The 22,258-nt window shown below is 70.1% G+C and carries 23 protein-coding genes and 4 tRNA genes; 9 read left to right on the top strand and 18 right to left on the bottom strand.

Annotated elements, in window-relative coordinates; all coding sequences use genetic code 11:
• Positions 1–96: 96 nt before the first annotated feature.
• The 4 genes from CGL27_RS26190 to CGL27_RS26175 form a co-directional block, all read right to left on the bottom strand.
• Positions 97–169 (bottom strand) — tRNA-Lys (locus CGL27_RS26190).
• 108 nt (positions 170–277) lie between these two features.
• Positions 278–2,611 carry a DEAD/DEAH box helicase gene (locus tag CGL27_RS26185; RefSeq protein WP_119990407.1) on the bottom strand — a complete coding sequence of 778 codons (2,334 nt, stop codon included), beginning with the start codon at positions 2,609–2,611 and terminating at the stop codon, positions 278–280.
• Positions 2,612–2,885: 274 nt separating this feature from the next.
• Positions 2,886–3,488 (bottom strand): hypothetical protein, encoded by a 603-nt coding sequence (locus CGL27_RS26180; RefSeq protein ID WP_119990405.1) that lies wholly within the window; start codon positions 3,486–3,488, stop codon positions 2,886–2,888.
• Positions 3,489–3,685: 197 nt separating this feature from the next.
• Positions 3,686–4,036: a metallopeptidase family protein gene (locus tag CGL27_RS26175; RefSeq protein ID WP_205587755.1), complete on the bottom strand. Its 351-nt coding sequence runs from the start codon at positions 4,034–4,036 to the stop codon at positions 3,686–3,688.
• A gap of 326 nt (positions 4,037–4,362) precedes the next feature.
• Between CGL27_RS26175 and CGL27_RS26170 the strand changes: the two genes are divergently transcribed.
• The 5 genes from CGL27_RS26170 (at position 4,363) to CGL27_RS26150 (ending at position 7,483) form a co-directional block, all read left to right on the top strand.
• Positions 4,363–5,955 carry a metallophosphoesterase gene (locus tag CGL27_RS26170; protein WP_119990403.1) on the top strand — a complete coding sequence of 531 codons (1,593 nt, stop codon included), beginning with the start codon at positions 4,363–4,365 and terminating at the stop codon, positions 5,953–5,955.
• A gap of 81 nt (positions 5,956–6,036) precedes the next feature.
• Positions 6,037–6,112 (top strand) — tRNA-Glu (locus tag CGL27_RS26165).
• Positions 6,113–6,306: 194 nt separating this feature from the next.
• Entirely contained in the window at positions 6,307–7,128 is an 822-nt protein-coding gene (locus tag CGL27_RS26160; RefSeq protein ID WP_119990400.1) for a DUF1684 domain-containing protein, read from the top strand.
• A gap of 202 nt (positions 7,129–7,330) precedes the next feature.
• Positions 7,331–7,405 (top strand) — tRNA-Asp (locus CGL27_RS26155).
• 4 nt (positions 7,406–7,409) lie between these two features.
• Positions 7,410–7,483: transfer RNA gene (locus CGL27_RS26150), tRNA-Phe, on the top strand.
• A 90-nt stretch (positions 7,484–7,573) separates the two neighbouring features.
• On the opposite strand, the gene CGL27_RS26145 is transcribed toward CGL27_RS26150, so the two are convergent.
• The 13 genes from CGL27_RS26145 to CGL27_RS26085 form a co-directional block, all read right to left on the bottom strand.
• A complete protein-coding gene (locus CGL27_RS26145) occupies positions 7,574–8,785 on the bottom strand; it encodes a site-specific integrase (protein ID WP_119990399.1) in 1,212 nt (403 codons plus the stop codon).
• The gene (locus tag CGL27_RS26140; RefSeq protein WP_119990397.1) at positions 8,786–8,986 is read right to left on the bottom strand and encodes a helix-turn-helix domain-containing protein; all 201 of its coding nucleotides are present in this window, start codon (positions 8,984–8,986) and stop codon (positions 8,786–8,788) included.
• 225 nt (positions 8,987–9,211) lie between these two features.
• Complete coding sequence (locus CGL27_RS26135) at positions 9,212–10,384, bottom strand: DUF3631 domain-containing protein (protein ID WP_119990395.1); 1,173 nt, start codon at positions 10,382–10,384, stop codon at positions 9,212–9,214.
• A complete protein-coding gene (locus tag CGL27_RS52270) occupies positions 10,381–10,743 on the bottom strand; it encodes a hypothetical protein (RefSeq protein ID WP_240450640.1) in 363 nt (120 codons plus the stop codon). Before CGL27_RS52270 ends, CGL27_RS26135 begins: the two co-directional genes overlap by 4 nt.
• A complete protein-coding gene (locus CGL27_RS26125) occupies positions 10,740–11,651 on the bottom strand; it encodes a bifunctional DNA primase/polymerase (protein WP_119990391.1) in 912 nt (303 codons plus the stop codon). The genes CGL27_RS52270 and CGL27_RS26125 overlap by 4 nt, the downstream gene beginning before the upstream one ends.
• 89 nt (positions 11,652–11,740) lie before the next feature.
• The gene (locus CGL27_RS26120; RefSeq protein ID WP_119990388.1) at positions 11,741–12,187 is read right to left on the bottom strand and encodes a hypothetical protein; all 447 of its coding nucleotides are present in this window, start codon (positions 12,185–12,187) and stop codon (positions 11,741–11,743) included.
• A 168-nt stretch (positions 12,188–12,355) separates the two neighbouring features.
• The gene (gene traB, locus CGL27_RS26115; protein ID WP_119994554.1) at positions 12,356–14,377 is read right to left on the bottom strand and encodes a plasmid transfer protein TraB; all 2,022 of its coding nucleotides are present in this window, start codon (positions 14,375–14,377) and stop codon (positions 12,356–12,358) included.
• Between the two features lie 60 nt (positions 14,378–14,437).
• Positions 14,438–14,995, bottom strand: a complete 558-nt coding sequence (gene traA / locus CGL27_RS26110; protein WP_119990386.1) for a plasmid transfer protein TraA — start codon at positions 14,993–14,995, stop codon at positions 14,438–14,440.
• A gap of 17 nt (positions 14,996–15,012) precedes the next feature.
• On the bottom strand, positions 15,013–15,516 hold the full coding sequence (locus CGL27_RS26105) for a hypothetical protein (protein ID WP_119990384.1): 504 nt from the start codon (positions 15,514–15,516) through the stop codon (positions 15,013–15,015).
• Positions 15,517–15,552: 36 nt separating this feature from the next.
• Complete coding sequence (locus tag CGL27_RS26100) at positions 15,553–15,936, bottom strand: RRQRL motif-containing zinc-binding protein (protein WP_119990383.1); 384 nt, start codon at positions 15,934–15,936, stop codon at positions 15,553–15,555.
• Positions 15,936–17,090, bottom strand: coding sequence for a hypothetical protein (locus tag CGL27_RS51080; protein ID WP_205587754.1), 1,155 nt, complete (start codon positions 17,088–17,090; stop codon positions 15,936–15,938). Before CGL27_RS51080 ends, CGL27_RS26100 begins: the two co-directional genes overlap by 1 nt.
• Positions 17,087–17,422: a hypothetical protein gene (locus CGL27_RS26090; RefSeq protein WP_119990381.1), complete on the bottom strand. Its 336-nt coding sequence runs from the start codon at positions 17,420–17,422 to the stop codon at positions 17,087–17,089. The genes CGL27_RS51080 and CGL27_RS26090 overlap by 4 nt, the downstream gene beginning before the upstream one ends.
• Positions 17,419–17,682, bottom strand: coding sequence for a DUF6284 family protein (locus CGL27_RS26085; protein ID WP_119990379.1), 264 nt, complete (start codon positions 17,680–17,682; stop codon positions 17,419–17,421). The genes CGL27_RS26090 and CGL27_RS26085 overlap by 4 nt, the downstream gene beginning before the upstream one ends.
• Positions 17,683–18,093: 411 nt before the next feature.
• Between CGL27_RS26085 and CGL27_RS26080 the strand changes: the two genes are divergently transcribed.
• The 4 genes from CGL27_RS26080 (at position 18,094) to CGL27_RS51075 (ending at position 20,917) form a co-directional block, all read left to right on the top strand.
• On the top strand, positions 18,094–18,936 hold the full coding sequence (locus tag CGL27_RS26080; RefSeq protein ID WP_119990377.1) for a GntR family transcriptional regulator: 843 nt from the start codon (positions 18,094–18,096) through the stop codon (positions 18,934–18,936).
• On the top strand, positions 18,933–19,613 hold the full coding sequence (locus CGL27_RS26075; RefSeq protein WP_240450639.1) for an HAD-IA family hydrolase: 681 nt from the start codon (positions 18,933–18,935) through the stop codon (positions 19,611–19,613). The genes CGL27_RS26080 and CGL27_RS26075 overlap by 4 nt, the downstream gene beginning before the upstream one ends.
• A 299-nt stretch (positions 19,614–19,912) precedes the next feature.
• Positions 19,913–20,455 (top strand): NUDIX hydrolase, encoded by a 543-nt coding sequence (locus tag CGL27_RS26070; protein WP_078642653.1) that lies wholly within the window; start codon positions 19,913–19,915, stop codon positions 20,453–20,455.
• An 84-nt stretch (positions 20,456–20,539) separates the two neighbouring features.
• Entirely contained in the window at positions 20,540–20,917 is a 378-nt protein-coding gene (locus CGL27_RS51075) for a nuclear transport factor 2 family protein (protein WP_018088611.1), read from the top strand.
• Between the two features lie 153 nt (positions 20,918–21,070).
• Here the strand turns inward: CGL27_RS51075 and CGL27_RS26065 are convergent, their stop codons facing one another.
• Positions 21,071–22,192 carry an IS630 family transposase gene (locus CGL27_RS26065; RefSeq protein ID WP_240450638.1) on the bottom strand — a complete coding sequence of 374 codons (1,122 nt, stop codon included), beginning with the start codon at positions 22,190–22,192 and terminating at the stop codon, positions 21,071–21,073.
• Between the last annotated feature and the right edge of the window lie 66 nt (positions 22,193–22,258).

Genomic DNA, 22,258 nt, shown 5'->3' with positions numbered 1-22,258 from the left:
GTGAACACCCCGCTCCCAGGCCGCGGAAGACCGCGCGACCGGACCTTCAGAAACGATGAAACCGCAGGTCACCGATGGCGCCTGCGGTTTCCGAGGTGGGTCATCAGGGGCTCGAACCCTGAACCAATGGATTAAAAGTCCACTGCTCTGCCAATTGAGCTAATGACCCGCACCCCCGCAGCATAGCTCGGCCAGTGGCCAACACCCGAGCCAATACCCTCCGGGAGCGAAGGGCCGTGCAACAGCGCGGTGTTGCACGGCCCTCTTGACGGCCCGATCAGCCGTTGCGCTTCCAGCGCGGCTTGTCGGCGCGCCGGTCGAAGGACGAGCCGCCGGAGCGCTCGTACGAACGGCCGCCGGTGGAGCCGCCCCGGTGGTCGTCACGGCGGGCCGGGCGGTCGTCGCGACGGTCGCGGTTGAACGGACGGTCCCCGCCACGGTGGTTGTGGTCGCGGCGCTCGAAGGAACGGCCGCCACGGTCGTTCTCCCGGCGGTCGCGGCTGAAGCCGCCACGGTCGTCACGGCGCTCGTACGGACGGCCGCCACGGTCGTCCCGCCGTCCGAAGTTGCCACGGTCGTCACGGCGGTCGCGGTTGAAGCCGCCACGGTCGCGGTCGTTGCTGTCCCGACGGTCGAAGGAACGACCGCCACGGTCGTTCTCCCGACGGTCGCGGCTGAAGCCGCCACGGTCGTCGCGACGGTCATCGCGGCGGTCCCGGTTGAAGCCGCCACGGTCGCGGTCGTTGCTGTCCCGACGGTCGAAGGAACGACCGCCACGGTCGTTCTCCCGACGGTCGCGGCTGAAGCCGCCACGGTCGTCACGGCGGTCGTCGCGACGGTCATCGCGGCGGTCCCGGTTGAAGCCGCCACGGTCGCGGTCGTTGCTGTCCCGACGGTCGAAGGAACGACCGCCACGGTCGTTGTCCCGGCGGTCGTACGAGGAGCGGCGCGGCGCCTCGTCGCCACCCACGCCCTCGGCGGCGTCCGCGGCCTTCACCGCGGGCACGGTCGCGGGCTCCGCCGTACGCTGCGCCGGCAGCGTCACAGCGGCCTCGGCCACCGTCTCCGCCCCGGCCTCGGCCGCGGGCTCCACCGGTGCCACGGTCTCGCCGCGCTCGCGCGCCGCCCGCGCGGACAGCCGGTCGGCCTCCTCGCGGAGCTCGACCGCGCGCCGCTGCACCCGCTCCAGCTCCCGGCTGAGGTCCTGCGCCTCGCGCTCGGCCTGCTTGGCGGCGTTCGAGGCCGCCTCCGCCTGCACCTCGGTGAGCGAACGCGCGCCCGTGATCAGGGCCACGTCCTCGTCGAACGCACCGCCGCCGCCGACGATGTGACGCGAGGCGTCGACGCCCGCGTCCTCCATCAGCCGGAAGATCTGGCGGCGCTGGTGCGGCAGGGCCAGCGAGACGACGGTGCCGCTCTGGCCCGCCCGGGCCGTACGGCCGGAGCGGTGCAGATAGTCCTTGTGGTCGCCGGCCGGGTCCACGTTCAGCACCAGGTCGATGCCGTCGACGTGGATACCGCGCGCGGCGACGTCCGTGGCGACGAGCACATTGACGTACCCGTCCTTGAAGTCGGCCAGGGTGCGGGTACGGGCGCCCTGCGTCATGCCGCCGTGCAGCGCGTCGGCGCGTACGCCCGCGTCGCACAGCTGCTCGGCGACGCGGTCGGCGCCCAGCTGGGTCCGTACGAAGATGATGGTGCGGCCCTTGCGCGCCGCGATGGCGGCGGTGACCGGGGCCTTGTCCTTCGGCTTCACGACGAGCACGTGGTGGGTCATCGTGGTGACCGCGCCCTGTGCCGAGTCGACCTCGTGGGTGACCGGGTCGACCAGGTAGCGCTTGACCAGGCTGTCGATCTCGTTCTCCAGCGTCGCGGAGAACAGCAGCCGCTGGCCGCCCTGCGGCACCAGGTCCAGAATCTCGGTGACCTCGGGCAGGAAGCCCATGTCGGCCATCTGGTCGGCCTCGTCGAGGACGGCGACCTGGACCTTGTCGAGGGACGCGGCGCCGCGGTCGATGATGTCGCGCAGCCGGCCCGGGGTGGCGACGAGGATGTCGACACCGCGCTCCAGCGCGTAGATCTGATTGCCCATCGAGGTGCCGCCGCAGACGACCTTGAGCTTGAGGCCGAGGACGTCGCCGTAAGGCTGCAGCGCGTCGCTCACCTGCATCGCCAGCTCGCGGGTCGGGGTCAGGATGAGGCCCCGGGGGCGCTTCTTCTCGGTGTGTCCGCCGGCCAGCGTGGTCAGCAGCGGAAGACCGAACGAGAGGGTCTTGCCGGAGCCGGTACGGCCGCGACCGAGGATGTCCTTCCCGGCCATGGCGTCGGGGATGGTCGCCGCCTGGATCGGGAAGGGCGTGGTCACGCCGTTCTGCGCCAGCTTGCGGACGATCTGTTCGGGGAGGCCGAGGTCGGCGAAAGTGATGTCGGGCGCCTTAGGGGTCTCGGGGGCTTCCGTGGCGGTTTGCTCAGAGGACGCCGTTGACGCCGTCTGGTCGGCTTGCTCGGCCTGCTCGTCGCGCTCGTCCCGTTCGAACGGCTCGGCCGGAGCGGTCAGCTCGCTCGGCTCGTCGACAGCGGGCATGACGGCGTGATCAGTGGAAACGGACATGCGAAATGCGAAACCTTCCGGAGTCTCGGCACGCGCCCAAACTCCGTGTTGTCGCAAACGACCGCCTCTATGCGGTCAGCCACGGGATGGCAAGGAACGCGCCTCACGGCGCACTTTTACGAGGCGCCGGGCAAATGGGATCAAACGATCTACCACCATACGCACCTTCACCCCTCAAGAGCAAATTAGCTCCGTCGGTGGTGGACAGCGGTGCCAGGCGGGGGGCTTCTGGGCCTGGGTCGTCGCGGGGTCGGCCCGTGACGTCCGGTGTCGCTCAGCCCGCCGGCTGGGCCGGCGGGGAGGCGGGCGCGGTCGGGGGCTCGGCGTCGGTCGGCTTCGGGTCCGGCGCGCTCGGCGGCGGGCTCGTCGGCCGGGGCGCGGGTGGCGCGTCGGACGGGGTGGCGCCGCCCGGCTGCGGCAGGGCGGTGGGGGCCGGGCCATGGTGCGGGGCCCCGTGCTTACCGGGCGGGGCCGAGGGCTCGGTCTCGGGGTCGGTCGCGGAGGCCGAGGCCGACCGGTCCTCGCCGTCCTTCCGCTTCTCGCCCTTCTTCCCCTTCCCGTCCTTCTTGTCCCGGTCGGAGTCCTCGTACGCACGCCCCCTGCCGTCCGACCGCACCGCGGCGCCGCCCGTGTCCGCCGCGTCACCCTTCTGGTGGGAGCCGCGGTGTTTGTCCGGCCGCTCGGGGTCGTCGGCGATGCTCATGCAGCCGCCCAGCGCCATCGTGACGGCCACGAGCGCCGCGAGCGCCGCCCCGCGCGCCGCGGGATGGGGCGCGGGATGGGGCGCGGGATGGGGCGCGCGCCGGGAGGGCCGGGACGTCCGGGGGGAACGGGCGGTGCGAGGAGCGGGGGATCCGGGCACGGGGAATCCAGGCATGCGCGGGACACCTCCAGACGGCAGGGATGTGACGCCCTGCCCAACTGGCCCCGCCCCGCCCAGGACACGCATACGGCGCGGACCCGGCCCATCGCGTAGACCGCGCGTCCGGCGTCGGTCGTAGGCGGGGGCGGCCGGAGGCCGATACCGGCTGCGGACCGGGGTAGGCAGAAGCCGGGGCCGGCAGAGGGCAGGGATCAGCCGTAGCCGAGCACGTGCAGCCGGGCGTCGTCGATCCCGAAGTGGTGCGCGATCTCATGGACCACGGTCACCTCGGTCTCCTGGACGACGTCCTCCCGCGTCTCGCTCATCCGCAGCGTCGGACCCCGGTAGACCGTGATCCGGTCCGGCAGGACGCCCGCGTACCACTCACCCCGGTCGGTGAGCGGCGTCCCCTCGTAGAGCCCGAGCAGCTCGGGATCCTCCGCCGACGGCTCGTCCTCCACGAACACGGCGACGTTGTCCATGAGGCGTGTCAGCTCCGGCGGAATCCGGTCCAGCGCCTCGGCGACCAGTTCCTCGAACTCCTCGCGCGTCATCTCCAGCACGAGGCCATTGTCAGGCAGCCGGGCCCGGAAAAGGAGCGGTCCGCGCCAAGGCATCCGCGCCGGACGCAGGACAGGCACCTGGCGCGCCGCCACCGCACAGGCACCTGGCGCGCCGCCACCGCACAGGCACCTGGCGCGCCGCCACCGCACAGGCACCTGGCGCGCCGCCACCGCACAGGCATCAGACGCGCCGCCACCGCACAGGCACCGGGCGCACCGCCGCCTCCCCCGGCACCAGGCGCACCGCACCGCACCGCCCGCCCGCACAAGGCCCGCCCCCGCCCCGCCCAGGCATACGCCCCCGTACGGCCGGGCATACGGGAGCAATGGCCCGCGAACCGCTCCGGCTGGTCCGTGCCACCGCTCAGCGCGCACGTACCGCGGCCGTCTCCCCCATTCGCCGCTTCCGCCGCCCCTCGCAGACGCCCTCCCCCGCCGCCTCCCCCAACGCCGCAGCGTTCGATCCCTCGGCGCTAGACCCCACCGCGCGCCCCCGCCCCCTCGTCCGCGCCGCCGGGCTGGCCGCCGTGACCGTCCTCGGCGCCTGGATCGGACTGCTGGTGGTCGGCAGCGTCCATATCTCCGTGGGCCCCATGGACACCCGGATGGCGCTGCGGCCGTCCCTCACCGGCGGCACCAAGATCAACGTGGCCCCGCTCGGCGCACTCGAGCTGGACAGCCACCACGCTCCGCTCCGCCTGGACGTGGATGTGGACCGGCTCGACCCCATACGGTCCCAGGCCCTCGTCCACCACCCCGAGCGGCTCTCCGGACTGCAGGACGAGGTCGCGACCGATGTCACCCGCGGCACCCTCGGCCTCGCGTTCCGCTCCTGCGTCGCCGTCGTCTTCGGCGCCACCGCGCTGGGCCTGGCGGTCTACGGCCGTCCGCGCCGGGCGCTGGCCGCCGGGGGGCTCGCGCTCACGCTGCTGACCGCCTCCGGGGGCGCCGTATACGCGACCTGGAACCCCAATTCCGTCCTGGAGCCGCGCTACTCCGGGCTGCTCTCCAGCGCCCCCTCGGTGGTCGGCAACGCGCGCAGCATCGTGAGCGATTTCGACGTGTATCAGCGGGAGTTGGCCCGGCTGGTGACCAATGTCACCCAGCTCTACGAGGCGACCTCGACGCTCCCCGCGTATCAACCCGATCCGACCACCATGCGGGTGCTGCACATCTCGGACGTCCATCTCAATCCGGCCGCGTGGCACATCGTGGAATCGCTGGTGCGGCAGTACAAGGTCAGCGTGATCATCGACACGGGCGACACGATGGACCACGGCACCGCCGCCGAGAACGGCTTCCTCGACCCCGTCTCCGACCTCGGCGCCCCCTACGTCTGGGTGCGCGGCAACCACGACTCGGCGTCGACCCAGCGCTACCTCGCCCAGCGCAAGGGGGCGCATGTGGTGGACCACGGCGAGGTGATCAACGTCGCCGGGCTGCGGATCGCGGGCATCGGCGATCCGCAGTTCACCCCCGACCGTTCCAGGGCGGCCGCCGGTGACGCGGCCGAGCACAGCGCCGGGCGGCGACTGGCCGAGGCGATCCGGGACCGTAAGGCCACCGGCGCCCCGGTCGACATCGCCCTCGCCCACAACCCGATCGCCGCCCGGGAGACCGACGGCACGGTGCCGCTCGCCCTCACCGGCCATGTCCATCACCGCCGTACGGAGGTGCTCCCCGGCGGCACCCGGCTGATGACCGAGGGGTCGACGGGCGGCAGCGGGCTGCGCGCGGTGGACGACGGCACACCGGACACGGTGCAGGCTTCGGTCCTCTATCTGGACCGGGACACGCGACGGCTCCAGGCGTGGGACGAGATCGATCTGGGCGGTCTGGGCCTGGCGAAGGCCGAGGTCAGCCGTCATCTGCCCGCCGAGAACCGCCCAGGGGCGACGCCGACACCCACCACTCCGTAAACCGTTTTGGCGAACCTCACCGGCATCCCATATGCTTCTCGCGTCCCCGAAAGCGCCGCAAGGCGCCCAGGTGGGCCATCGGCCCTCATCGTCTAGTGGCCCAGGACGCCGCCCTTTCAAGGCGGTAGCACGGGTTCGAATCCCGTTGGGGGCACCACTTTCATTTAGTCACCGCAGGTCGGAACGTACCTGCCGGTGACTTTTTTTATGCCCACACGCACTCCGGAAACCCCGGAACTCCCAGAACGCCCAGAACTCCCCGGAACTCCAGAACTCCCGGAATGACTTCCTCCCCCACGGGGTTGTACGCGACGGACCCGCCGCAGACCCCACGCACGCGAGGGAGCGCAGATGACCGTCCAGGACGTCGACCGGATGAGCTTCGCCGAGGAGTGGGAGCGGTGGCACCGCGCCCATGAGCAGGCACTCGCCGACCCCCACGGCTTTCTCGCGATCACCGGCCTGCACTGGCTGAGCCCGGAGCCTGCCCGCTTCGAGGACGCCCCCGGGGCGTGGTCCAGCGGCCCGGAGGGCGTGGTCGTGGAGCTGGCCGACGGCGAGGAGCTGACGATCGACGGCACGGCGGTGCACGGACGGTACGCCTTCGGGGCGATCGCCGAGCGGGACAGCCTGTACGCGGGGTACGGCGACGCGGTGATCGAGGTCGCCAAGCGCGGCGGCCACGACATCGTCCGCCCCCGCCACCCCGGCAACCCCCTCCGCACCGCCTTCACCGACACCCCCGCGTTCGCCCCCGACCCCCGCTGGGTCCGCGGCGGCCGTTACCTCCCCTTCGACGAGCCGCGCGCGATCACCGTGGGCGCCGTGGCGGAGGGGCTGGAGCACGTCTACGACGCGCCCGGCCAGGTCGAGTTCGAGCTGAACGGCGAGACCTTCCGGCTCACCGCCTTCAACGGCAAGTGGCCCGGCAGCCTGATGGTGCTCCTCACCGACGCGACCTCGGGCGTGACCACCTACGCCGCGAACCGCTCCCTCCAGATCGACGCCCCCGACGACGCCGGCCGGGTCACCCTCGACTTCAACCGCGCCACCAACCTCCCCTGCGCCTACACCGACCTCGCGACCTGCCCCCTGCCGCCCGCCGAGAACCGGCTGCCGGTCGCGATCGAGGCGGGCGAGCGGATCCCCCTGGAGCGCGGCGGCCGCCCCTGAACCGGGCCGACACCGGCCGTGTCCTGACCCCTCGGTGAGCGGTCAGGACACGGTCAGAGGTCTGATACGCTGATCCAGCGACAACGACGCGGCGGAGAAAAATCAAGGCCCCGGTTCGAAATCGCGAGGAGTGCGAATCCACGGCGGGAAATCCCGTTGGGACCGCACCCCACATGTGCGAGACTCGTGCTCGTACACGCAAGGTCCTGTGGAGCAGTTTGGAGTGCTCGCCACCCTGTCAAGGTGGAGGCCGCGGGTTCAAATCCCGTCAGGACCGCTGCGGCTGGGTAGCTCAGTTGGTACGAGCGTCCGCCTGAAAAGCGGAAGGTCGCCGGTTCGACCCCGGCCCCAGCCACCGCAGCCCTCACCAGGGCACACGCCCTCTCCGAAGATCATCGGAGAGGGCGTTTTCGTGCCCGTGACATCACCTGGTGACATCAACCGCTCAGGAAAGTGCCTCGTCCAGCCGTTCCAGCGCCCGGCGCTTCTCGTCCAGCGAGGCGTGAGCGTAGACACCCATGGTCACCTCAAGGTCGCTGTGTCCGGCAATCTGCATCACCACGTGCGGCGGCACCCCGAGGTCGAGCAGCAGGGTGACGCAAGTGTGACGAAGATCGTGGAAACGGTGAGTCAGCCCGTACTTCCGGCGGACCGGCCCCCAGCTCCGGCGAAGGTTGTCCGGCTCGTACGGCGTCCCGATCCGGGACGGGAACACCAGGTCGTGCTCCCGCCACTCCATACCGGCCGCTGCCCTCTCCTGCGCCTGCCGCTCCTGGTGCTCTCGCAGAGCGGCCAGGGCCAGAGGCGGTAGAGGCAGGGTGCGCTGTGAGGTCTTGGTCTTGGGGAGAACGATCCTCAGCTCACCGCCGACCCGCTGAAGGTTCGTGGCGACCGTGAGCGTGCCCTTGTCCAGATCCACGGCGGCCCAGTGGAGTCCGAGCAGTTCGCCGCGGCGCATCCCCAGCGTCATGGCGAGCACGTACAGCGCGTACATGCGGTGCTCACGCAGTTCCTTCAAGACCAGCTTGGCCATGGATGCCGAGAGACCTTGGCCGGTCCCGTACGAGGGCGTGGTGACCTGGACCAGCTTGGCGACGTTCCTGGTGATCAGTTCCTCTCTGACTGCGTGCTGGAGCCCGTTCCGAAGGACTGCGTGGATGAACTGGACCATGCGCGGCGAAAGGGTGGACTGGCAGCACTGCCCGGCAGCGCAGCACTCCGAGCGCTTCCGCTGTGCGTCCCATTCGTGCTTGCAGCACTGGCACTCGGCCCGGACCCGGTTGATCCAGGCGCGTACCTCCTGTGCGCGCAGCGTCCGGATCTTCTTCTTGCCGAGCCCAGGTACGAGGTGCGTGCGCACCACGCTTTCGTAGCCCTGGTACGTCTTGGGCCTCCGGTTGGGCTTGATTTCCTCGGCCAGCCAGTAGGTGAAGTACTCCTTCACCGTCGCGTTCGTGTCCGGGATCGGTACGCCGCTGTGCTCCATGGCGTGCAGCTCGACCAGCTTCTCGTGCGCCTCGTCCCAGGTCTTCCCGTAGACGAACTTCCTCTTCCTGTGGCCTGAGGCAGTCGTGACGTAGGCCATGCCCATGTACCGGCCGTCTTTGCGCTGGGTGATCGAACCCGCGCCGTTGGGGTTCTTACGGCCTCGGGGCATCTATGCAGCCTCCTTGAGCTGTTCATCAATGAATGTGCGGAGCGCATCGGCGGGGACCCGTCGCGCCCGGCCGATGGTGAAGCTCCGGAGTTCGCCGGAGCGGATGAGGTCGTAGACCTTGAAGCGGCTGAGCCGCAGGGCCGCCATGACCTCAGGGACTGTCAGGAGTTCGTGCGTCGTCGGCAGGCTCGTGATGCTCATTGGGGCAACGCCTCCGTGAACGGCTGTAGGGGCGCCCGGCCCCTCCCTCTCAGGTCCGCTACTTCCGCTACCTCCGCTACCGCCCTGGTCAGGGGCATGATCCAGGTAGCGGATTGGGGTAGCGGTAGCGGATGGGTGCCGCTACCGGCGCCCGGAGCGGGCCGGGGCCGGTAGCGGCAGGGTGGTGCTCGGTAGCGGATGATTCGCGCTGATCCGCTACCGGTTTTAGGGCTCTGACCTGCCCGGTAGCGGAGGTAGCGGAAGTAGCGCTGTTTCCGGGGGTGGGGGGCAGTAGCGGGCCCAGGCATCGGCGAGATCGGCCGCGTAGTAGCCCTTGAGGACCCCGCCGCCGGTCTTGATGTTCCGAGCGGTGACGGGCCGGTTGTCGGCGGTCATGTACTCGCGCAGCAGCTTGGCCAGCCCGCGGGAGTCGAGCGGCTTGCCGCCCATGTCGGCCCAGGGGGCTTCGTCCAGGCTGTGCAGCCGCTCCAGCACCGCGACGGTGGGAAGTCGGTCGATGCCGTTGAGCACGTGGTCCCGCAGATCGGTCAGCAGCCGGATGCCGACGCTGCCTTTGTCATCTGCCTTGGCCGCGTTGACCAGCTCCACGCACGCCGCGCGGGCCCGCTCCGGCCAGTCCCCACCGGCCGCATCAGCGACGGCGATCAGGGGCTCCCAGACGTCCGCGGGCCGGTCGGTCACCTCCTCCGGCATGGCGGGGAAGACCCCATCGACCAGGTGCCGCACGCTGTCAGCCCAGGCCGCGAGCCGGTCCCGCAGCGCGTGACCCTCTTGGGTGTGGACGCGCTGCCGGAACGGCTGGACCTTCTCGTTCCTGGCCCGGCGGCGCATGCGGATGATGACCGAGCGGGTCAGGATCGTGTCGGGCAGCGAGCCCAGCCCCGCGACGGCCACGCCCGCGTAGGAGGGGAACGCCTGCACGCTCTGGTTCCCGCCGTCTCCCACGCACCGGTAGGTGACGCCGGAGCGGCGGTGACCTGCGTTGAGGAACCCGCGCAGCTCTTCGTTGTCTCCTGCCTTGGGGCCGAAGACGGTATCGATCTCATCGAAGAGGATCGTGGGTCGTCCCTCGGCACCGGAGACGGCCCGGAACAGGGCCGCCGCACTGGCGTTGACGGCCACCATGGGCTGAGGCACCAGGGTTTCCACGATCTCCAACGCCCGGGACTTCCCCGACCCCGGTTCCGGGGAGAGGAACGCCAGGCGCGGGGTGGAGTCGAAGCAGTCCAGCAGGTGCGCGTGAGCGTCCCAGAGCGTGACAGCGACGTAGGCCGCGTCGAGCGGGAAGACGTTGAACCGGCGGTGGAACTGCTCCACCTCGTCGAGCAGGGCCGCGCCGTCTGTCGTGGCGGTGGTCTGTGCTGCGGGGCTGGTCATGCGGCGAACCGCCTTTCCGTCTCAGCAGCCGCGGGGGTGCGGTGGGGGCATTCGCCGACGCGTACGCGGGTGGTCAACTCGATGACCGCGGTGCGACCGACCGCGCGTTCGTGGTGGCCACAGCGGCACAGCCAGTCCGCGATAGGCACACGCTTCAGCAGGCCGCGGATCTGGAGACCCGGCGTGATGCCGCTCACCGTGACCTGGTGCGGGTCAGGACGAACAGCAGAAGGGACGCCCTGACGGGCGACGTCTTTCGGCGCGCTACGACCGTCCCGAGTCTGGGCCGGTTCGGCGGTGCTCGGCTGGTCGGGGGTGCTGGGCAGGCTCTTCAGGTGGGGGCGGGGAGGGGTGCTCATGCGGTCCTCCGCTGCTGGTTGCGTGCGATGGACCAGTTCAGACCGCTGCGGATGGTGGTGCGGCACTCGGCATCCGGCAGTCCGGCCCACGCCCCCGCCTCCTGAAGAGCCTCCTCCACCACCGACCGGGGAAGGTCGCCCCACACGATGAACCGCCCCAGGGCCCGCGCCGCGCGCAACAGGGTGGCGTTACGCTCACCCTCGCCAGCGTGCTGCACCGCCGCCGTCTCCGCCGTCAGGGCCGTAGAGGCGTAACGAGAGGCCCTGTACGACGCGCGGACGGACGACGGATCGATGACGGCCCGCGCAGCCTGACGGGGCGACAGGAGGGCATACAGCCACCCCGGGAGCGGGGCGACCGGCGCCGGATCGGTCACGGCGTACGTGCCGCGCGGGGTGGTGCTGCCGGGGGCGACGACGTAGCCGCCCCAGGCGCGGGTGTCGATCCGCTTGCCCAACCTTCCGGCGCTGTTGCCCAGCCGGGCGCCCTCGGGGGCGGTGAAGTACAGGTGCTGCCCGCCGCTCGCGGTCCGCACCGTGAGGGTCGTGGGGACGACCTGCCCGGCGCGCTCGCAGAGCGCCGCAAAGGTCGTCACGCCGGAAGGCGTGTCCGCGCTGCCCTTGTGCTTGGGCATGTCGAGATCCACGACGACCAGCCCGGACGGGCCGGTGGCGATGCCGACGTTGAACGGCACATCGCCCCAGGCACGACGGATGCGGCCGGGGTCGGTGGTAGCGCGGTCCTCCCACTTGCGGTGGAAACCCGCGCAATCCCCGATACCGGGGCAGGACTCCTCACCGTGCAGCGCTGGCCGCTTGGTGCCGGGGCGGAGAGGGAAGACCGCCCAGCCGCGTTCGGCAGCGTCCATGGCCGCGCGCAGCAGTGCGGAACGTGCTTCATGGGTCATGCTGGAGACCTCCAACAGGTCTGTTGAGGCTGGTTGGGCCGGGGCGACCGCGCTTCTTTGGCGAGATGGGGCGGTCGCTCCGGGCATATCTAGTTGTGGAAGTGGTTGCGCTTGATGACTGCCTTGCGGATGTTGACCGTGGTCCCGTGGCTGGGGCGGTTCGCGCTGAAGATCTGCACGGCGATCCAGCCGCCGAAGATGACCGCGGCCAGGATGATGAGCTGTGTGATGAATGCGGTCAGGGCAGCGATGAACGCAGTGAGCAGGAACAGCCCGCCACAGACCGCGGCGAACCCGATCCCGCCGAGGGCGATGTTCACCGCCGTGGGGGAGATGGCGGGCTTGGCCGTGACGGGTTCGGGCTTGACCGGCTCGATGGCGTAGCCGGTGATGACCCGACCGTCCGGCAGCACGACGCTTTGAACCTGAGCCGCCGTGCCCGGCTGCACGGGCACCAGGGGTGCGGCGGTCGGGTGCGGGGTGATGGGTTGGGGGTGGTGGACTTCGACGGCCGGGGGCCGGTCGAGGTGGGTCATCGCGAATCCCTCCGGGATGCCCGCGGGCCCGCGCCGAGGGGTGGCGCGGGCCCGCGCATCGGGTGTCAGGCTCGGGTGTCACGGGTGTCACGCGGGGGGTGTCACGCGTTTCTGACAGCGGGTTTGCCTAGGGGTTTGGGTGTCAGGCGGCCGTGACGGTGTCAGGCGTCAGGCGGCCGTCAGGGCGGGGACGATGCGCCACCGGCCGGTCGTGTTGGTCGGCTCCAACCGGCCCTCCATCGCGGCCTCCTTCAGCCGCGCGGACACCCACGGGCGGGAGAGGTTGTTCCGGTCGCACCAGTCCGTGAAGTCCTTCGGACCCACGACCATCCGGCCCTCTTCCTCGAACTCCTCCAGCGCGCGGGCGAAGAGCTCACGCGCCTCGGCCGGGGAGGGCTTGCGACCGGTGTCCTGCCCGAAGATCGGGGCGTCATCGCCCTGCTCCGGCTCGGGCAGCTCGGCCTCGGGGTCAATGTCGGCGTCCTCGGGGTCCACCAACAGCCCGTACTCCATGTCGCCCTCCTCCTCCACGGTGTCCGGTGCCACAGCCTGGTCGTGGCCGGGGGTGGTGCGGCCGGTGTAGAGCCGTCCAGCGACCCCGGAGGCTGCGCCCGCGGTGATGGGGTCGGCGGTGGCGCCGTTGCGCTGCGCCCAGGAAGCCAGCACCTCCATGAGCGAGACCGCGCGGTGGCTGAACGCCCGCGTACGGCCCGGAGAGGGGTACCGGTCCTCCGGGACACCGGGCGAGACCAGGTAGCAGTACCCGGGGCGCCGGTTGCCCCACGCGCCCGGGTGGGCACCTGCGTCCAGCACCGAATCCGGCAGGGAGAACCCCTCATCGCGCGGGTCGCACCCGAGGGCGAGCACGGAGGGCAGGGAGGCGCGGGTGCTGGTGCTCATCTGGTCATAGCTCGGCCGCTGGAGCGAGACCACCAAAGAGATGCCGGCAGAACGGGCCTCCTGCGCGATGCCGGTGAACGCGTCATCCCCCAGCGCGCGCAGAGTGTTCGCGGCCTCCTCCATCCAGGCCACCAGGAACGGCATCCCGGGGCAGCCGCACGCGCGGCCATCCGGGCGGCAGGTGTGCTCCGGGCTGTCCTGCACCTGCGCGCACTCCGGGACCCACTGCCGGTAGCTGTGGGCACCGAGCCAGCGTGTCCGGGCCGGGATGGCTGCCTTGACGCCCTCCACCATGACCTCGGTGTCGGGGCCGCCCTCCACGCCCCAGTCCAGACCGGGACGCAGCGGCCCGAAGTCCTGGAACGCCTTCGGATCGGACAACCACACCAGCACATCGCGGCGGGAGAGAATCTCCGTGAGCAGGTTCAGTGCCGCGTCGCCCTTGCCGGAGCCGGTGCCGCCCGCGATCAGCAGGTGCGTGGAGTTCCGCTTGACCTCCGGACTCGGGTCACCGGGCAGCCACAGCATCAGCGGGGCGCCGTCGTCGTAGCGGCCGATGACCAGCGGATCGGCGATCGAACCGCCCAGGTCGGACGGGCCTTCCCACTCGACCGTCTCGGCCAGCATGTCCTCCGGCACGATCACCAGCTCGCCGCGCCGTGCCGAGTCGGCATCGGGCGTGTACCGCACGGCCGACGTCGGCAGGTCCAGCGCGGAGGCGATGTGAGCCAGCGCCTTCGTCACATCATCGTGGGTGTGCTCCCCGGCCGCCCCAGCGATCGGGGCAGTGACGCGGTTCGGCTCCACCTTCGCGGCCCCGATCTGCGCCCGCGCCAAACCGACCTTCTCCAGCAGACCCTTATCCCCGCTGGAGCCTTCCGCGTCGGTGTCGGTGCGGCGCATGGCCATGCGCACGTTCCACGACAGCGCCACACCAGGCCCACCCATGAGGTAGAGGTCATCGATCGGGCCGGTGGTCGGTCCGGCCAGGCAGGCGGCCGTGAGCCAGGCCGACCCCGCGGCCACCGTGATGGCTGAGTGGAGACGGCGCTGTTTGCCGGTGGTGCGGCCGACCCACCAGGTGGTGCCGGTCAGGGCTACGGACGCCAGGGTCAGGCCGACCCCGGCCCCGGCACTGTTGGCCCACCGCTCGTGTCCGAGGGCCCCGGCCACGCCGGTGGCGGCGATGCCGAGCCACGGGGGGAGGTGGGGCTTGACGCGGTGCAGCAGGTATCCGCTGATGCTGCCCCCGCCCGACCCGCCGCGCGGGTCCATGATGTAGCCGTTCATGGTGCCGTCGTCGTTGTAGGCGGTCACCCTGTTGCTGCGGGCCATGGCCGCACCTCCTTCTTACTGCTGGGTGAAGTCCATACGCGGCTGCTGAGGCTTCCGGGCACGGTGACGGACGCGGCTGATCTCTTCCTCGTACTGCTGCTGGAACGTGGAGTAGGCAGCCGCGGCGTTCTTGGCCGCATCCCGCAGCGCATCCGCGGACTTCTGCATCTTCCGGGCCACCTTCTGCGCCCGGATGCGCGAGCCGAACGTCTTGCCCTCGGGGTCCGGCACCGCGCTGAGCACGCCCTTGAGGATCTCGGCGCCCATGGCCACCTCGATGGAGAGCGTGACGGCCGCTGCACGGATGCTGTTGCAGTAGAACCGCACCTGCGCCGGGGAGGTGAACTCCGGGGAAGGCAGCAGGGCTTCGGAGTGCGGACGAGAGCCGTTGGCGTGGGTCTTGTTGCGGTTGTTGTTGACCGTGACGTTGATCGGCGGGACGAACGAGCCGCCCATCGCGCCGACGAACCCGCCCGCGGCAGCGCCCGCGTTGGCGAACTTGTTGGGCTTGCCGTTGTCCGCGCGGCCGTTGGTGGGCCGGTGCGGGCGCTGGCCATTGGTGTGCTGAGCCATCAGACGGTCCCCTTAAGTCAGTTGGCGGTGCGGCGGACGATGAGCCAAGTGGTCTGTGCGGCGATCAGGTTCAGCAGCCACCACAGCTCGAGCGGACCGGCCAGCGGACCGAACCCCGCAGCCGAGGCGGCCCAGGCGATCCCGGAGGTGCCGAGCAGGGCCGCGGCTATGCGCCAGCCCCACACCGTGCCATCGGCGGCAGGGCGACGGCGCTGCGCGATGGCCAGCCACAGCGCCGGGACCACCGCGGCGGGGGCGAGCACGAGGGCGGACCACCAGGCCAGCACGTGCAGGAGCGCGGTGATGGGGAAGGCCAGCAGGCCGAGGGTGAGCGGGGCGAGGGCGCGGCGGTGCTTCCACAACCACCGCGCCGCGGCGTCCAGGGCCAGGCGGGTCAGGGTCGGACGTTCGGGCACCACGACCACGAACGGATCGGAGCGGCGCCCACGCTGACGCGGGATACGAACGGTGGTGACGCCCGCCGCCGTCTTCACGGTGCGGGCACGGGTACGGCTGGACACAGCGAATCTCCCTCAACAGGACTGCAGTGGAGTGGGTTAGGCGGCGCGCTGTTCCTCGGGGAAGGCGCAGGGGACGCACAGGCCGAGCGAGGTCGGGATGCAGTACCCGGCATCGGTCCGGCAGGCGGGGCAGGTGCGGCGGGTGAGCATCGCCGCGGCGAGCGCCGCGGACTTCGCGACAGTCATCGGCCGCACCGGCTTGGCCTGGTCCAGCCGGTACAAGAACGCGACCTGCGTCCCACCGGCACGGCGGTTGGCTCGCATGATCTGTGCCTGTATCGGCTGCCCGCCGGGACGTAGTCCGCGGGCCCGTAACTGGCGCCTCGTGGCCAGCCCATCCGGGGCGAACTGCCACGGGAAGGTGGGGATGCCGTAGCGGGCGCCGGAGGGGTCGTAGCACTTGCCGAACGCCGGGGACATCAGACCGCCACCGCCGTTACGTCAGGCTGACGAGAATCGGTAACGGCGTTGTTCCACTCGGCCCGCTCGGGGGCGGATCCCTGGTCCCGGAGACGCTGGTAGATCTTGTGGACGTAGGAGGTGGAACGGGTGGACTTCCGGGCCGCCTCCGTGATCGTCTCCCCCCTCATCCAGCACACGCGGATGACGCGCAGCGCCTCCTCCGCGGGCAGCTTCTCCGACTCCACGGCCTCGTCCTCAGCCGAGGTGGAAACCGGGGGGACGGTGAGCTCATACACCCGGCTGTCACCACAGATGACCAGCGGCGACGGCTCTACCACCGCCGGTACCGGCGCGGGAGCCGGGGCAGGTGCGGGGGGTGCGGTGGCCGGGGTGGACACCGGGGGGACGGTGAGCTCATACACCCGGCTGTCACCACAGATGACCAGCGGCGACGGCTCTACCACCGCCGGTACCGGCGCGGGAGCCGGGGCAGGTGCGGGGGGTGCGGTGGCCGGGGTGGACACCGGGGGGACGGTGAGCTCATACACCCGGCTGTCACCACAGATGACCAGCGGCGACGGCTCTACCACCGCCGGTACCGGCGCGGGAGCCGGGGCAGGTGCGGGGGGTGCGGTGGCCGGGGTGGACACCGGGGGGACAGGGGCGGATTCCACCAGGGCGTCCACCGTTTCCACCTCAGCGCGCAGTTCCGCGATTTTGCCGAGGATCGCGCGCCGGTAGTGGGTGATCGCTTCGGCCAGAACGATCAGGAGGACAGGGGGGATGGAGTGGAGCACCAGCCCCGCCGGATCCACCTGACGAGGAACGCCGAACGCGCTCCCCTCCGGCCACAGCGAGCCCCAGCAGTTCATGACCCAGGTGCCCAGACCGGCGAACCAGCGCAGCCCCGAGGCCCAGCCGGAGGGGTTCACGCCGTACTCCGACAACCGGCCATCCACGATCAGAACGGCCCCGAGCGCGACCGCAACCATGGGGTCCAACAGCCACGCGATCCACGGCGATACCTCGTGCTGGATGGCGAACATCGTGACGTTGGTCGCGGTGAACGCCAGCGCCACCAAGGCCACCAGCACCAGGACCGTCGTCAGCCCCGACTGAAGCCGGTTCAACGCGGCGATCTGAGCCCGCGGCAGGGCGGACCTGCCGTTCATCGGGCGTCCCTCCCCGCGGCCGTAGCCGGGGCGAGGACATCGCCGTAGGCGACCAGGAGCAGCTCGGCACCCGCGTAGTCGGTGGTCAGGGACAGGGCACGGGTTTGGCCGCCGCCCTGCTCACGGCACTCCACCGCGTCCGGAGCGATGCCCAGGGCATCACGCCATGCCTCGAAGTCAGTCAGGCCGTCGTGAAACGACAGCTCCAACTGGTTCGGGTAGATGGTGGACACGTGCGCGTGCGGTGCGGGCAGGTGCCCGAAGTCCGCAGCCAGCAGGCGCAGCGCCCGCAGCGGCACGGCCAGCTCATCGAGCGTCAACGCGTCGTTCACGCCCCCACCCCCGTCACCGGAGCGACCTGGTTGGTCAGCTCCAGCCGGGCGGCCAGCACCTTACGGCGAGCCCGCCGCAAACGGCGTGCGTCCAGCTCGGACGCGGGCCGGTCCAGCAGGCTGATCCGCACGTCCAGCAACTCGACTTCCGCCTCGATGAGCGGCGTCTCGTACGCAATGGCGTCCAGCTCCGCGGCGGTCGGCTCGCGGTCGGACAGGTCAGCGGTAACAACCGCCTGAAGTGCACCGATGTGCTTCATGGGTCGTGGTTCCTCTCAACGGTTGGAACGGCCCGAAACAGCGGCCCCGGTGTTCGAGCACCGGGGCCGCACGCCGTTCACGGGTGGAGTGCCCCGGGCCGGATTCGATCCGGCGCCCTCACGGCGAGATGCCGGGGCTGGTTGTGCGTCGTCTCCTTCGGGAACACGAGCTCCCGTTTCAGGCAGAGACGTGACCTTTCGGTCTGTGCCCTCCGGTTGACCAGGGGTCCGGGTCCCTCGGCCCGCTCTGTCCCGGGCCCCTATTCGTGCGTCGGAGCAGCCCAAAGAAGGCCCTCCGGGCCGCCTCCGGTCTTGCTCGGTGGCGACGTGTTCAACATAGCCAACCTGCTTAGGCAGGTCAACCAGGATGGGTAGCTCGCCTAGGCTGGGCAGGTGCCTTACCATGGCGGGATGAGCCTTGACCCGAACGACGACCGACCGCCGTACATGCAGGTCAGCAGCGTTCTACGAGCGGAAATCCTCACAAGGAAGTTCGAGCCCGGAACGCAGTTGCCGTCAGGCCCGGACCTGGCCAAGCGGTTCGAGGTAGCCCGCGGGACGGTGACCAAGGCGCTGGACTTGCTGAGGGACGAAGGACTGATCGTGACCCGCAAGGGGTCCGGCTCCTTTGTGCGGGAGCGCACGGAACGACCTGTCGGCCTGCGCCCCCACCTCGAAATGGCATTCGCAGATCCGCACGTGACGGTGGACTTCGCGGGGTTCAGCAGCGAGACGCTGCACGGCGCGATGCAAGAACCACTCGACAAGATCCGCGCCGGGCGACTCCGCCCCGAGTCGATCATGGTCCGGCTGCTCCTGCCGGACACCACAGCCCCCATGGCGGTGCCCACGCTCGTGGACGGCCTCGCGGACGACCCAGCCCTTCGCAATCGCGCCCGGGACATCGCTCTGACGCACGCGGCCGGTATAAAGCACTCGGTCGAGGTGCTGGCCGAACTCGGCCTCGTCGAGAAGGCGACAGTGGAGGTCAAGGTCTACCGTGCGACGTCACTCTTCAAGCTCTACGTCCTGAATCACCGTGACGTGTTCTTCGGCTTCTATCCGCTGCGAGAGCGCACTCTCACGGTCGAGGGGGAAGCCCGTACGTTCTTCGACATCACCGGCAAGGACACGACACTCTTCCACCACGCTGCCGGTCCTGACGGAGAGTCGATGGGATCGCAGTACGTTCAGCAGGCCACGAAGTGGTTCGAGAGCATCTGGGACACAATCGCCTACGAACGCGAGGCATGATCATGGCACCCGAGACCCTCGATGGAACCCTGGCCCCCGTACGGCACGTGCTACTCGACTTCGACGGCCCAGTGTGCTCGGTCTTCGCGGGCTTCTCCGCCGGTGACGTCGCCCGAAGTCTGGTTGCACTCCTGGGCGGCCCCGACGGTCCACCACCGGGGCACGAGGAATCCGACCCCTTGGCGATGCTCCGCCGTATCGCTGAGACCCGGGAAGACCTGGTCTCAGCAGCGGACTCGCACCTCACCCAACTAGAAGTCGAGGCCGTTGAGCGGGCCCGACCTACGCCGGGGGGCGTCGCCTTCATGGAAGCCTGCACCGCTACCGGCCGCTCGGTGTGGGTGGTCAGCAACAACGCAACAGCGGCCATCGACCGGTACCTATCCGATCACGGGCTCCGCGACCTGGTCGCGGGCACTTTCGGTCGTACCGCCGGTCGTCCAGAGTCGATGAAGCCTTCGCCGGAACTCCTCATCGCAGCCATGCGCGCGGCTGACGCGAAACCTGGCGAATGCGTGTTCATCGGGGATGCGGTCCGGGACGTCGAGGCCGCCCACGCGGCCGACATGAAGACGATCGGGTACGCCAACAAGCCGGGCAAGGCAGATGCTCTGTCCGCGGCTGGAGCTGTCGCGGTGGTGACCTCCATGGAGACGCTGGCAGCAAGCGTCACCTGACATCAACACTGACATCAACGTCCACAAACAACGGCTCACATGCACGCACCTTGACGCTCAATCAGCCTGACTCGGCCCCGAGCGGTAGGGTCCCCCAGCTCGCCTGAAAAGCGGAAGGTCGCCGGTTCGACCCCGGCCCCAGCCACCGCAGCCCGACCAGGGCAAAGCCCCCTCCCGGTCCGTCCGGAGGGGGCCTTTTCGTTGGCACAGCGGCGATGTCTTACAGCTCTGGTACGCACCGTAAGAGCGCGGGCCCAGGGAGTGAAGCTGGCACCGCGTCGACGAAGGGGAGTGGGCTCATGCGGTGGACCGTCCATGGCGAACGGCAGATCTACAGCAACCCTTGGGTCAACCTGTGGCTCGTCGACGTACAGCAGCCGGACGGCCGCCGTTGGGAACACCATGTCGTACGCATGCGGCACCTCGCCGTCGCCGCCGTGGTCGATGATCACAAGCGCGTCCTGATGATGTGGCGCCACCGGTTCATCACCGACGCCTGGGGCTGGGAACTGCCCATGGGGCTCATCGAGCCCGGCGAGACCCCGGAGCGGGCCGCCGCCCGCGAGGTCGAAGAAGAGACCGGCTGGCAGGTCGAGGCGATGAAGCCCCTGGTGTACGCACAGCCTGCGAACGGGATCACCGACTCCGAGCACCATGTCTTCCGCGCCGATGGGGCCACCTACACCGGGCCGCCGACAGAGCTGAACGAATCGGACCGGATCGAGTGGATCCCCCTCTCGGAGATAAGGGGGATGATCGACCGCCGCGAGATCGTCAGCAGCGGCAGCCTGGTCGGCCTGCTGTATCTGCTGCTGGACGAGGCGACCAAGAGCGCCGGCTAGTGCTGTGACCGGGATGGTTCACCGTGGTCGGGAGACGGCTCACGGGACGAGCGCGGTCCGCGCGGCGACTGGTATTACTGGTGCATGCAGGAAGAGACCGCACGGTCCGCGATCGACACGTTCATCTCCGCGTTCAACGCCTCGGACGACAGCTATGTGACTGCGCTGCTCTCCCAGGCCCTAACCTCGGACGTGGTCTTCTGGGGACCGTTGGGCCGCAGTGAGGGGATCGAGGCGGTCGAGCGGTTCGTGCTGGACATCCGGCGCCACCCCGCGGGGACCGGCACGATGGTGCGCTGTTCGGCGGTGGACATGCCGGGCGAGTGGGCCCGGTACCAGTGGGTCTTCACGACGCCGGATGGAGGCCCCCGCCTGGCGGGAACGGACGTCGTCCATCTGCGGCGGAGCCTCATCGACCAGGTCATCGTCTTCGCGGGGGAGATCGAGCCGTCCGCCTCTTGAGTCATTCTCCTCTGGCGCCGTCCTTCTCCTGAACCGGCCCCGTTCGGGGCTCCGGGTCTGCCCAGCCGAGATCATCTTCACAACACTTCGGTCGTCCGCGCTTGGCCACGAGCGGACCGATGATGCGCTGTGGCTGTGTAAGTTCGCGGTTGGTCAGGCTGCGGTGTTGAGGGGGCGTCCGCCCCAACGGATGCCCTTCTCGCTTCGGATGCGGGCGCGTTCCTTGCGTTCGGCGTCCAGGACGTCGCGGTGGCGGGCGTTGGCGTTGCGCCAGCGTAGATAGGCGTGCAGGGCTCGTGTCTGCACGGTGTGGTTGGGGTGGTTGGAGTTGGCGATGGTGAACTGCCTCAGCGGTCCGAAGTGGGCCTCGATGGGGTTGGCCCAAGAGGCGTAGGTCGGGGTGAAGCACAGCTCGACCTTGTGCTTTGTAGCCCAGCGGCGGATGTCGGTGCCTTTGTGGGCGGACAGGTTGTCCAGGATCACGTAGCTGGGGACGCCGTCGGGCCGGGCGGCGCGGATCGACTTGAGCGCGGCCAGCGTGTTCGCGGCACCTTTCTTGCGGCGGTTGACGCCCCACAACATGTCGTCGCCGACCGAGTAGCAGCCGTGGAAGTACCGGACTCCATGGGTGCGGTGGTAGGTGGCCGGCACCCGGTCGGAGTGTTTCCGTTCGGCCCGGCCCGAGCCTGCGGTGGGCCGGATCCCGAGTGGGCCGAACTCGTCGAACGCGAAGACCCGGTCGGGGAAACGGTCCAGGACGTGCTCGATCCGGTCCAGCTTCGCCTCGCGGTCGGGGTCGGTGGATTCCTTCCAGGTCTTGGTGCGCTGGAAGGTGGCTCCACGGCGGGCGAGCAGGCCGCGTAACGCCTCGCGGCCGATACGGATCACTCGGCCGTGGACTGTGCGCAGGTAGGCGACGAGTTTGCGTAGCGACCAGCGAGTGAAAGGCTGGCCGAGCTTGGTGGGGCGGGTGGTGCCCGCCTGGACGACGAAGTCCTCGTCGTCATCGCTGAGCAGGCGGGGACGGCCTCCCACCCACCGAGGGTCCAGGCAGGCCAGGCCGATCTCGTTGAACCGGTGGATCACATCGCGCACGGTGTCCTCGTCGGCCGCCACCAGCTGGGCGATCACCGGCACCCGATTCCCGCCGGCCGAGGCCAGCAGCATCATCGCGCGCCGATAGCGCACCGAGTTGGTGCTGCCCCGGCGCAAGATCTGCTGCAGCCGCTGCCCCTCCTGGTCGGTCAGCCTGCGCACACGGACAGGCTCGGCCACCGCGCCTCCAGCGGTCGGATCGGACGTCACCGCACATCCAACCGCCACGACGACCAACCCGGCGAA

The organism is Streptomyces sp. 11-1-2, assembly GCF_003595545.1.
In the GTDB taxonomy this organism is placed as follows: Bacteria; Actinomycetota; Actinomycetes; order Streptomycetales; family Streptomycetaceae; genus Streptomyces; species Streptomyces hygroscopicus_B.
Note: the sequence above shows the minus strand (reverse complement) of the source record. Positions and strands in the feature narration are given on the sequence as shown.